Annotated in this window: 9 protein-coding genes; 5 read left to right on the plus strand and 4 right to left on the minus strand. The window is 70.8% G+C overall.

From position 1 onward, the window contains the following. The first annotated feature begins 200 nt into the window (after nucleotides 1-200). Together AB0D59_RS45200 and AB0D59_RS45205 are read left to right on the plus strand one after the other, a co-directional pair. On the plus strand, nucleotides 201-908 hold the full coding sequence (locus AB0D59_RS45200; RefSeq protein WP_362577471.1) for a tRNA-dependent cyclodipeptide synthase: 708 nt from the start codon (nucleotides 201-203) through the stop codon (nucleotides 906-908). Beyond that, nucleotides 905-2,095, plus strand: coding sequence for a cytochrome P450 (locus AB0D59_RS45205; RefSeq protein WP_362577473.1), 1,191 nt, complete (start codon nucleotides 905-907; stop codon nucleotides 2,093-2,095). The genes AB0D59_RS45200 and AB0D59_RS45205 overlap by 4 nt, the downstream gene beginning before the upstream one ends. 40 nt (nucleotides 2,096-2,135) lie before the next feature. Here the strand turns inward: AB0D59_RS45205 and AB0D59_RS45210 are convergent, their stop codons facing one another. Then, nucleotides 2,136-3,116, minus strand: coding sequence for a hypothetical protein (locus tag AB0D59_RS45210; protein ID WP_362577475.1), 981 nt, complete (start codon nucleotides 3,114-3,116; stop codon nucleotides 2,136-2,138). 473 nt (nucleotides 3,117-3,589) lie between these two features. Between AB0D59_RS45210 and AB0D59_RS45215 the strand changes: the two genes are divergently transcribed. The 3 genes from AB0D59_RS45215 to AB0D59_RS45225 all read left to right on the plus strand — a co-directional run bounded on the left by AB0D59_RS45215 (nucleotide 3,590) and on the right by AB0D59_RS45225 (nucleotide 6,577). After that, nucleotides 3,590-4,978 (plus strand): glycoside hydrolase family 43 protein, encoded by a 1,389-nt coding sequence (locus AB0D59_RS45215; protein ID WP_362577476.1) that lies wholly within the window; start codon nucleotides 3,590-3,592, stop codon nucleotides 4,976-4,978. Nucleotides 4,979-5,214: 236 nt separating this feature from the next. Then, on the plus strand, nucleotides 5,215-5,787 hold the full coding sequence (locus tag AB0D59_RS45220; RefSeq protein WP_362577478.1) for a hypothetical protein: 573 nt from the start codon (nucleotides 5,215-5,217) through the stop codon (nucleotides 5,785-5,787). Nucleotides 5,788-5,887: 100 nt separating this feature from the next. Beyond that, nucleotides 5,888-6,577, plus strand: coding sequence for a class F sortase (locus AB0D59_RS45225; RefSeq protein WP_362577479.1), 690 nt, complete (start codon nucleotides 5,888-5,890; stop codon nucleotides 6,575-6,577). Between the two features lie 192 nt (nucleotides 6,578-6,769). Here AB0D59_RS45225 and AB0D59_RS45230 read toward each other — a convergent pair whose 3' ends face one another. The 3 genes from AB0D59_RS45230 to AB0D59_RS45240 are packed head-to-tail and all read right to left on the minus strand — an operon-like array spanning nucleotide 6,770 to nucleotide 10,622. Next, on the minus strand, nucleotides 6,770-7,777 hold the full coding sequence (locus AB0D59_RS45230) for a LacI family DNA-binding transcriptional regulator (RefSeq protein ID WP_362577481.1): 1,008 nt from the start codon (nucleotides 7,775-7,777) through the stop codon (nucleotides 6,770-6,772). Nucleotides 7,778-7,779: 2 nt separating this feature from the next. Next, entirely contained in the window at nucleotides 7,780-9,081 is a 1,302-nt protein-coding gene (locus tag AB0D59_RS45235) for an alpha-galactosidase (RefSeq protein ID WP_362577483.1), read from the minus strand. 17 nt (nucleotides 9,082-9,098) lie between these two features. Further along, nucleotides 9,099-10,622, minus strand: coding sequence for an alpha-L-arabinofuranosidase C-terminal domain-containing protein (locus AB0D59_RS45240; RefSeq protein ID WP_362577484.1), 1,524 nt, complete (start codon nucleotides 10,620-10,622; stop codon nucleotides 9,099-9,101). Nucleotides 10,623-10,828: the final 206 nt, after the last annotated feature.

Here is a 10,828-nt window from a genome sequence, read left to right on the forward strand (position 1 = left end):
AGTAGAGGAGGATCCCATCTACCCGGCCTGAAAGCACCCCTATTTCCACGGGACTTCCACCATTGCTACGACAGGTTCCGGCCAAACCCAGGTGGTAACTACCCGTGTCGATCAGGTACCGCTAGCGTGAGGGCCGCCGCGTCGCCACACCAGGGGCACTGGGCCCCGCCGGGACTAGCGCGCGGCGGAGGGTATCCCCCTTGACCACAGCATCCGTGCTGATGGCCGACGTCTTCGAGGTTCAGCCCTACACCTCCCAATGCCAAGTCATCCACGACGAGGGCGCGCACGCCGTGATCGGCGTGTCCCCGGGCAACAGTTACTTCTCCGCCCGGCGCCTGCACGACCTCGCCCACTGGGGACTGGACCACTTCGACAGAGTCGACTTCGTCTACACCGATCTGTACGTCGCCGAGATGTACGAGGCATCCGGCTATCCGCCCGACGAGGCCCGCCGCAAGGCGGTGAAGAACCTGCGCGGGGTGCGGGCCAAGGTCCGCGACGCCGTCACCGAGGCCGATCCCGAGGGAACCCGGCTGCACTGGCAGCCGATGTCCCACTTCCGGGCCAACGCCTCCTACCAGGAAATCCACCGCCGGCTGAAGGACCGGCTGGACGAGGACGGCGACTTCGGCGCCGTCTGCGACTCCCTGGTCAGCCGCTTCCTCGCGGCCAGAGGAGAGGAGGCGAGTGACCGGCAGCGCGCCGTGTGCCTGGAGTACGTGTGCGCGGAGGCCCCGCTCTTCCTCGACACCCCCGCCATCCTCCAGGTGCCGTCCTCTCTCAACTGCTACCACCAACTGCTCCCGATGGCCGAGCTGTTGTACGCCCGGGGCGCCGGACTGCGCGCCTCCCGCAACCAGGGGCACGCGATCGTCACCCCCGCCGTCGAAGGAGCCGCGGCATGACCACCGCCACGGAGTCACTGACCTTCCCGTTCTCCTGGGACGGCACCCGGGTGCCGGACGAGGTCGGGGAACTGCGCGTCACGACCCCGGTACGGCGGGTGCGCACGATCGCCGGCGACGAGGCGTGGCTGGTGTCGTCGTACCGGCTGTGCCGCCAGGTGCTGCGCGACGACCGGTTCTCCCTCAAGGAGACCTCGGCACCGGGCGTGCCCCGCCAGTACGCGCTCACCATCCCGCCCGAGGTGGTGAACAACATGGGCAACATCACCGGCGCCGGGCTGCGCCGAGCGGTGCTCAAAGCCCTCAGCCCCAAGGCTCCGGGCCTCGCCGAGTGGCTGCGCGCGGAGGCGCACCGGCTGGTCGACCGGCTCGTCGGGGACGGACCGACGGCCGATCTGCGGGGCGCGTTCTGCGAGCCGTACTCGGCGGGGATGCACTGCCGCATCCTCGGCATCCCGCCGACCGAGGCCCCGGCGTTCCTGCGCGGCCTCGACATCGCGTTCATGAACTCGGCGTGCCCGGTCACCGGAGCCCGGATCAACTGGGACCGGGACATCGCCCGGATGACGGCCCTGCTCGACGACCCGGCCACCCATGGCCTGATGGGCGAGCTCGCCGCACTCCGGGACGGCCCCGACGACGACCGTCCGAGCGACGAGATGCTGGCCACCGTCGGCGTCACCATGTTCGGTGCCGGAACGGTCTCCACCTCCGGCTTCCTCACCATGGCCCTGGTGTACCTGCTCACCCATCCCACGGCACGCGACCTCCTCAGGGACCGTCCGGACCTGATCGGCCCCGGGATCGAGGAACTGCTGCGGGTGAACCTCTCCATCGCCGACGCACTGCCCCGGATAGCCCTGGCGGACGTCCGGCTCGGCGACACCGACATCCGGGAGGGCGACCTCGTCCTGGTCCTCGTCGAGGGCGCCAACCTGGACCCGGAGAAGTTCCCCGACCCGCACCGCTTCGACGTGCACCGCGACAACACCGCCGACCACCTCTCCTTCGGCGGCGGAGCGCACTACTGCCCGGCGACCGCGCTGGGCCGGGCGCACGCCCGGATCGCCCTGGAGGTCCTGCTCGACCGGCTGCCTGACCTCGCCCTGGCCGTGCCGCCCGCCCAACTGGTGTGGCGGACCGGCTTCATGAAGCGCATCCCGGAGCGGCTGCCGGTGACCTGGTAGCCCCCACTCGGGCCGGGCTCCTGCCGAGCCGAGGCGTCCCTCAGACCGGCTCGATCCGGCCGATCGCGTTGCCCAGCAGTTCGGTGAACCACACCGTGCCGTCCGGGCCGGTCGTGAGCCGGAAGGGCGACTTGTCGGGACCGGACGGCACCGGTACGACGGTGATCCCGCCGTCCGCCGCCACCCGGCCGATGCGTCCGGACCGGTCGGTGAACCACACCCGGCCGTCCGGCCCCGCGGCGATCCCGCCGGGGTCGCCGTCCGCGCCGGGCAGCGGGAACCGGGTGACACGGCCGGTGCCGTCGATCCGGTCGACGGAGTTCGACCCGGACGCGGTGAACCACATCCCGCCGGGCCCGGCGACGATGTCCTCGGGGAAGTCGGCGCGGCTCGGCAACGGGAACTCGGTGATCCTGCCGGTGGTCTCGATCCGCCCGATCCTGCCGCCGGCCAGTTCGGTGAACCAGAGGGCACCACCGGCACCGGCGGCGATGCCGTACGGGAGGGCGGCGGCCGTGGGCACCGGGTACTCGCTGATCCTGCCCGCGGTCGTGATCCGGCCGATCCGGTTGGTTCCCGGTTCGGTGAACCACAGCGCGCCGTCGGGCCCGCGGGTGATGCCGGCGGGTGCGCTCGCGGCCCTGGGCAGGGCGAACTCGGTGACGGTGCCGGAGGTGGTGATCCGTCCGATGCGTCCGGCCGCCTGCTCGGTGAACCAGAGGGCGTGGTCCGGCCCCGGAGTGATGGCGAAGGGCGCGCTGCCGGGGGTCGGGGTGCGGCGGTCGGTGACGGTGCCGTCCGCCGCGATGCGCCCGATCCGGCCGGCGCCGGACTGGGTGAACCACAGCGCCCCGTCCGGCCCGGCGGCGATCCCGGCGGGGAGGCTGTCGGCGGTGGTGGTGATCGGATACTCCGTCACATCACCCCCGTCGCCGGCACGGGCGGGGGCCGCGACGGCGGTCACGCCGGTCAGGGCGCCGAGCAGGAGGGTGAGCACACGTCGGGGGAGTCGGCCGGGCATATGGGGTCCTGGTCCTTGTCAGACGGACTTTCAGATCGAGGCTAGACGCGGCCGTGCGACCGTACGACCCGACCGGTCCGGACGGGGGAGGTGTCATTGTCGAACGATGCCTGTGGGGCGGGGAACGGGTGCACGGCCGGTGCCCCGGCCGCCCCGCGTCTCGTCAGTGTGGACGGACCCCGACGGCCGGCACCCCGCGCACCGGCGGCAGCTGCCGGCAGCCCCGCCGCCACACCTGGCACGGCCGGTGAGCGGGACGTCCTGTGCCCTGGCAAACAGCCAAGTCACATGATCCTCACAGTGATGGCCCCGGCGTGCACCCCGCGACCCTCACGGTCCCGGTGAAGAGAGCGAAATCCGAGTAACTCCCTTGTTACGCAAGGATTGACGCGCCCCACGCGTCCCTCTAGTTTCTGATCGCCTCTCCGAACCGCGTTCGAAGTATCGGACAATCCCCTTCGTCTGGAGCGCACATGAACGGCACCCCCCTGTCGCGCCGTCACTTCCTCGGCGCGGCCGCGACCGTCCCCCTCGCCGCCACCGGCGCCCTCGCCCTCGGCGCCGGAACCGCCCAGGCCGCCACCAACTCGGCCTACGTGATGTGCTACTTCACCGAGTCCCCGGACATGCTGGCCGCCAACTACGGCCTGCATCTGGCGGTCAGCACCGACGGCCTCCAGTGGACCCCGCTCAACCAGAACAACCCCGTCGCCACTCCCACCGCGGGCTCGCTCGGCCTGCGCGACCCGTTCATCCTGCGCAAGCAGGACGGCACCTTCGTGGTGCTCGCCACCGACCTGAACGGCACCGACTGGACCTACGTCAGCCAGTACATCCATGTCTGGGACTCCACCGACCTGCGCACCTTCACCGGCTACCGGCGGATGAAGCTGCACGACATGGACACCCACAGCTGGGCGCCCGAGGCGTTCTGGGACGCCGGCCGCGGCCAGTACGGCGTCATCTACTCGGCCGTCAACGACAGCGGCCACAACGTCATCATGATCAACTACACCGGTGACTTCGTGACCGCCGGCGACCCCCAGGTCTTCTTCGACCCCGGCTACGACGTCATCGACGGCGACCTGGCGGTCGGCGTGAACGGCGTCAACTACCTGTATTTCAAGAAGAACTCGACACTGGTCGGCGCCCGCTCCACCTCGCTCGACCCGGGCAGCTTCACCGAGTTCAGCACGGCCGTCTCGCACAACGGCACCGAGGCGCCGACCCTGGTCAAGTCCCTCGCCTCCAGTTCGACCTGGTACCTGTGGGGCGACACCTGGTCCCCGAACGGAGTCTTCTACGCCTGGGGGACCAGCGCCCTGTCCGCCGGCACCTGGACGGCCCTCGACCAGAAGACCTACACCCAGCCGCTCAACTCCAAGCACTGCGGCATCCAGCCCATCACCTCGACCGAGTACAACAACCTCGTCGCCAAGTGGGGCACTCCCGCCTGGAACCGGCTGAAATCCTACAACTACCCGGCCCGGTACGTACGGCACAGCAACTTCGTCGGCCGCATCGACGAGTACGCCTTCGACCCGTACACCGACGGCATGTGGAAGCTGGTCCCGGGCCTCGCCGACAGCAGTGGCGTGTCCTTCCAGTCGGTCAACTACCCGACCCGCTACCTGCGCCACTACAACTACCAACTGCAACTCGACGTGAACGACAGCACGACGGCGTTCGCCCAGGACGCCACGTTCTACCGGACGGCCGGACTCGCCGACTCCTCCTGGTCGTCGTTCCGGTCGTACAACTACCCGACGCGCTACATCCGCCACTCCGACTACGTGCTGCGGATCGACCCCGTCTCCACGAGCACGGAGCAGGCCGACGCCACCTTCTATGTCGGCTACTGACACCGCGGCGGGCCCGTCGTGCGACGACACGCCGACGACGGGCCCAGGAACCCCCGAATGGCCGTGTGCCGCCGGGCGGGATTGACCCAGCCGGGCGGTGTTGGGCGTGTCGTCACCACGGATGGGCGGCCTGGATGGTGCCGGGCGTGGGGCTGGCTGACGGTGGTTCATGTCGGGGCCGGGTCGTTTCAGCCGATGGAGTATCCGCTGCCCGGCCACGGCGGAAGGACATCGAGATGCGTTCTGCCCGCATGATCCTCGCGACGACGGCCGCCACCGCAGCCCTCGCCTTCGCGGCACCCGGCGCTCAGGCCGCGGTCGCGGGGGACTGGGACAACGGAGGCCGTGACGACTCTTCCTACAGCAAGGAGCACAACGACGACAGCAGCCACGAAGTGCCGCGTGGCGGGATGTACACGGGCGGCGGTGTACTCGCCGCGGCGAAGCTGAGCGACACCTGGGACTCGGACAGCGGCAACGACAGCAAGTTCGACCCCGAGACCTACAAGGACAAGGACGAAGGCCAAGGAGGCAAGGGCGACAAGGGGGATAAGAGCGACGGCGGAGACAGCGGAGACAAGGGTGACAAGGGTGAAAAGGGCGACAGGGGGAGCGGCGAGGGCGGCCGGGACCAGGGCGGCTCGTGGGGCGACGACGAGGACAGTGAGAAGCCGCACGGCGGTATGCACACCGGTGGCGGCGGCCTCGCGACGCCCGGGGTGACGGCCGGCGGGCTGGCCGTCCTCGGTGTGGCGGCCGCCGGTGCCTACGCACTGCGGCGCAGGAAGGCCATCGGGTCCGTGTCCTGACGGGCTCACGTATACGGGAGCCGCGGCCGCCGACCGTCATGGGCGCGGCCGCGGCCCCGTTCCGCCCCTCCCGCTGCCGTGCCCAGAAAGGTGACCTGTGATGGCAGCTGGCCCCTCCTCCCCGAACCCCGAGACCCGCAACCCCGACGCCCCGGATCCCGAGAACCCGGACGGCACCCGGCGCTCCGGACGGCTGCCCGTGTGGGGCGTGGCCCTCCTGCTCCTGGCCGTGGCGCTGCTCGGTGGACACGGCAAGGCCTCCGACGCCTCCGGCAACACGCCGGCCGAGAGCGCGGACGCCGCCCCCTCGGGCGGTGTGCGCCGGGCCGGCGAGGCACTGCCCCGGTCCGAGCCGACCCGCCTGCTCATTCCGAAGATCGCTGTCGACGCCCCCTTCACCACCCTCACCCTCGCCTCCTCGGGCCAGCTCCAGCCGCCGCCCGCCGCCGACACCAACCTCGTCGGCTGGTACGCCGAGGGCCCGGCGCCCGGCGAGGCGGGCACCGCGATCATCGCCGGGCACGTCGACACCAAGACCTCGGCGGCCGTCTTCGTCCGGCTGGACGAACTGGAGCCCGGCGACCGCTTCACGGTGCTCCGGGACGACGGCACGCAGGCGGACTTCGTGGTCGACAGCGCCGACACCTTCGCGAAGGACGACTTCCCCAGCGAACGCGTCTACGCGGACACCTCCCGGCCGGAGGTGCGCCTGATCACCTGTGCCGGCGACTACGACCATGACGTGAAGGACTACACGGAGAATCTGGTCGTCTTCGGCCACCTCGTCTGACTGCGCACGCGTGATCGCGTGTCGGACCGTACAGATGGGGCCATGGTCAGGGCGGCCATGAACGAGGTCATGACCGCCGTGAAGGGACATGACACTCGTGACGCCTGTGGCGCCTCCCGCCCACACACCCAGGGCGGCGCGCCGAGTGCGAATGAGCACGGTTCGGGCGCCGTCCGCGGGCTGCTCAGCGGTTCAGCCGCCCGTCGACTCCCGTACCACCAGGCGGAAGGGGCCGATGAACTCCTCCCGCTCCGGCCCGGGCCCGGCCGGGTCGATGCGGGCCGCCAGCAGGGCGACCGCGCGTTCGGCCATCAGGTCGTGGTCCGGGTCGACGGTGGACAGGGAGGGGACGAGGTAGGCGCTCTCGTCGACGTTGTCGAAGCCGATCACCTTGACCCGCTCCGGCACCCGGAGTCCGGCGTCGGCGAGCGCGCGCAGTACGCCCACGGCCACCGTGTCCGTCACACAGAACACCCCGTCGAAATCGAGGCCGCCGGCCACCTTCTCCCGGATGCGGCGGGCGGCCTCCCGCATGGTGAGCGACTCGGCGGTCACCACCAGCTCCGGGTCGGCCGGCAGCCCGGCGGCCGCCAGCGCCCGCAGATATCCGGCGTGCCGCAGGCTCGACACGTCGGCCTCGCTGCCCAGGCGCCCGCACACGAGGGCGATCCGCCGGCAGCCCCGCTCGACGAGATGGAGGGTCGCCGCCTCCGAGGCCGCCTCGTTCGGCATGGCGACATGGTCGACGGGCCCGCCGAAGATCCGCTCGCCCAGGATCACCACCGGATGGTCGACCTCCAGCGCCTGGACATCGGCCGGCCCCATCCCGACGGTGCTGAGGATGAGGCCGTCGTAGAGCCGGTTGCGGGACAGGGCGAGGGCCGCCAGCTCGTTCTCCCGGCGGGCGCCGGTCTGCTCGATGCTCACCCCGAGGCCGTGCCGGTCGGCCGCCGCGATGATCGAGGCGGCCAGCCGGCCGTAGTACGGGCGGTTGATCTCGGGGACCGCCAGGCAGATCGTCCCGGTACGGCCCTTGCGCAGATTGCGGGCGGCGACGTTGACCCGGTAGTCGAGCCGGGTCATCGCCTCCAGGACGCGGTCGCGGGTGGCCGGACGGACGTTGGGGTGGCCGTTGATCACGTTGGAGACGGTCATCGCCGACACTCCGGCCGCCCTCGCCACGTCCTGGATCGTCGCCACGCTCACTCCCGCCTGCTGTCCTCGCCAAGACGATAGAGGGCCGCGCCGTGGGCGGGCAGTTCGACGGTCAGCCGCCGGCCGTCGTGGGCGGTGTCGGTGCGGGTCCAGACCTCCCGGACCCGGTCGCGGGGTTCGGCCCCGATCGACCCCAGCGGCACCTCGAAGCGGCGCTCCTCGTCCGCCAGCGAGAACACCGCCGCGTACCGGGTGTGCCCGTCGGTGTCCCGGGCGGTCCACAGCGCCAGGTCCCGCTCCCGCAGCACCTCCCGGTTGCCGGTGCTGTGCCACAGGACGTCGAGCGCCTCGTCGTTGGTGAGCAGTTCGATGGTCGCGGGCCGGCTGGTGGGCAGGTCGCCGCCCATCATCAGCGGTGACCGGGAGATCAGCCAGAGGGTGAGCAGGCTGGTCTGCTCGGCGTGGGTGAGGGCCGACTGGCGGTCCGCGCCGCGCTCCGCGCGGATACCGATGTGGCCCAGCGGCAGCATGTCGGCGTCCGCCCAGCCCTGTAGGCCCTGCCAGGGGGCCCAGCGGGCCATCCGCGCGAACTGCGCCTCGACGTCCTCCCAGCGGTCCCACAGGTCGTCGCAGACCCGCCACATGGTGGCGTGCTCCCGCAGGTGGTCGAGGCGCGCGAGGGACATGTCCGTGCCGGGGGAGAGGCTCAGCTCGATCGGCCGCCCGCTGCGCTCGACGGCCAGGGCGTAGGCGGCGATCTCCCGCTCGTGGTACGGGAAGAGCATGTCGTCGGCCTTGACGAAGTCGACGCCCCACGCGGCGAATTGGGCCACCTGGCTGTCGTAGTAGGCCTGGGCGCCGGGGTGGTCGTGGTCGAGACCGTAGTTGTCGGAGTTCCAGGAGCACACGGAGTCGGTGTCGGCGACGTCGGCGGCCGTGAACTCCGTCCCGAGCACGGGGAGTTCCGCCTCGACCGCCCGGCGGGGGATGCCCCGCATGATGTGCAGCCCGAACCGCAGGCCCATGCCGTGCACGCGCTCGGCCAGCGGACCGAACCCGGCCCCGGCCGCGGCGGAGGGGAACCTGTTCGGTGCGGGGAGCTGACGGCCGTGGGCGTCGAGGACGAGCGGGGCGTCCGGGTTGTAGCCGTGCGCCCGGGCGGTGGGCTCGTACCACTGGATGTCCACGACCACGGTGTCCCAGCCGTGCGGCAGCAGGTGCTCGCGCATGAACTCCGCGTTGGCGAGGACCTCTTCCTCGGTGACGGTGGTGCCGTAGCAGTCCCAGCTGTTCCAGCCCGTCGGCGGCCGCAGGTGGCGCGGGGGCAGCGGGCGTGGGGATCGGGTCATGTGCGCACTCCTGAGGGTCAGCGCTGGTTCAGCGGGGCCTTGACGGTGACGAACGAGTGCGGCGGGAGGGTGAGCCGAAGGCCGCGAGCGACCGCTGTCAGGTCCTCGAACGCCTGTGGAGCAACGGCCGTCGAGGCCTCTGGTGAGTTGTGGGCCTGGAGCTTGTCGGCCGTGAGGACACGGGCGGTCGGCTCGCCCAGGGTGCCGCCGCGCAGGTCGAGGGTGATCTCGGCGGGTTCCTCGGCGTCGAGGTTGCTCAGTGAGATGAGGACCGTGCCGTCCTTGACGCTGGCGGAGGCGGAGAGGGTGTCGAGTTCGGCGTCCGCGACCCGGCGCCGGGTGCCCTCGCCGCGTAGGTGCACCGGGAGCGACGTCGCGTCCTGGTGGCCCTTGTTCATCTCGAAGACGTGGTAGGTCGGGGTCAGGACCAGGGCGGCGCCGTCGGTCAGGAGCATGGCCTGGAGCACGTTGACGGTCTGGGCGATGTTGGCCATGTGCAGGCGAGCGGCGTGCCGGTGGAAGATGTCGAAGTGGGTGCTCGCCACCAGCGCGTCCCGCAGGGTGTTCTGCTGGAAGAGGAAGCCGGGGTCGGTGCCGGGCTCCACGTCCCACCAGGTGCCCCACTCGTCGAGGACCAGGCCGACCGTACGCCCCGGGTCGTAGACGTCCATCACCGTGGAGTGGCCGGTGAGGATGCGGTCGATACGGCGGGCCGACAGCAGCGTGCGGTAGTAGTCGTCGGTGCCGAATTCGGTGGCGCTGCCCTTGGCCTCCCAGGGGCCGGAGAGCGTGTAGTAGTGCACGGACAGGCCCTGGAAGAAGTTCTTCGGGGTGGCCTCGCAGCCGAAGCAGCTGATCTGCTGCATCAGGGTCTCGGTCCACTTGTAGTCGGCGTCGGAGGCGCCCGAGGCGATGCGGTAGAGCTTGTTGTCGCCGTGGTCGCGGCAGTACGTGGCGTACTGGCGGGCCAGGTCGGCGGAGTACTCGGCGCGCATGTTGCCGCCGCAGCCCCAGGTCTCGTTGCCGATGCCCCAGTACTTCACCCGCCAGGGCTCCTCGCGGCCGTTCTCCTTACGTAGCCGAACCATCGGGCTGTCGCCGTCCCGGGTGAGGTACTCCACCCACTCGCTCATCTCGCGGACGGTGCCCGAGCCGACGTTGCCGCTGATGTAGGGCTCGGCGCCGAGGAGTTCGCACAGGGCCATGAACTCGTGGGTGCCGAAGTGGTTGTTCTCCTCGACGTTGCCCCAGTGCGTGTTGACCATCCGGGGCCGCTGCTCGCGCGGGCCGACGCCGTCCCGCCAGTGGTACTCGTCAGCGAAACAGCCGCCGGGCCAGCGGAGGTTGGGGATGTCCAGGGCGCGCAGCGCGTCGACGACGTCCAGACGGATGCCGCCCTCGTTGGGGAGCGGGGAGTCCTCGCCGACCCAGAAGCCCCCGTAGACGCAGCGGCCGAGGTGCTCGGCGAAGTGGCCGTAGAGGTGGCGGCTGATGGTCGGGCCTGGGATGTCGAGGTTGATGATCGCGGTGGCGGTGGGCACGGGTACTCCTGTCCGGAAAGCCGATGTCCAATACTCCGAACGACGTTCGTGACATCGTTTGTATCGATAAAAAGCTGCCATCGGGTCGGGGGTGCGGTCAAGAGTGCGGACGGGGCCGGCCACCAGGGCCGAGGTTGGGAAATCCGTTTGGGGACACGGGTTGTGTGTCGCGGGGTGGGGCTCACACGGGAATGGGGACGCGGCGT

Source organism: Streptomyces sp. NPDC048417 (assembly GCF_040651615.1).
Classification (GTDB): domain Bacteria; phylum Actinomycetota; class Actinomycetes; order Streptomycetales; family Streptomycetaceae; genus Streptomyces.

What these genes read in the sequence shown, in the direction of transcription:
- AB0D59_RS45215 (WP_362577476.1), top strand. Translation starts at nt 3,590, where the DNA reads ATGAACGGCACCCCCCTGTCGCGCCGTCACTTCCTCGGCGCGGCCGCG.
- AB0D59_RS45220 (WP_362577478.1), top strand. Translation starts at nt 5,215, where the DNA reads ATGCGTTCTGCCCGCATGATCCTCGCGACGACGGCCGCCACCGCAGCC.
- AB0D59_RS45210 (WP_362577475.1), bottom strand. Translation starts at nt 3,116, where the DNA reads ATGCCCGGCCGACTCCCCCGACGTGTGCTCACCCTCCTGCTCGGCGCC.
- AB0D59_RS45235 (WP_362577483.1), bottom strand. Translation starts at nt 9,081, where the DNA reads ATGACCCGATCCCCACGCCCGCTGCCCCCGCGCCACCTGCGGCCGCCG.
- AB0D59_RS45205 (WP_362577473.1), top strand. Translation starts at nt 905, where the DNA reads ATGACCACCGCCACGGAGTCACTGACCTTCCCGTTCTCCTGGGACGGC.
- AB0D59_RS45225 (WP_362577479.1), top strand. Translation starts at nt 5,888, where the DNA reads ATGGCAGCTGGCCCCTCCTCCCCGAACCCCGAGACCCGCAACCCCGAC.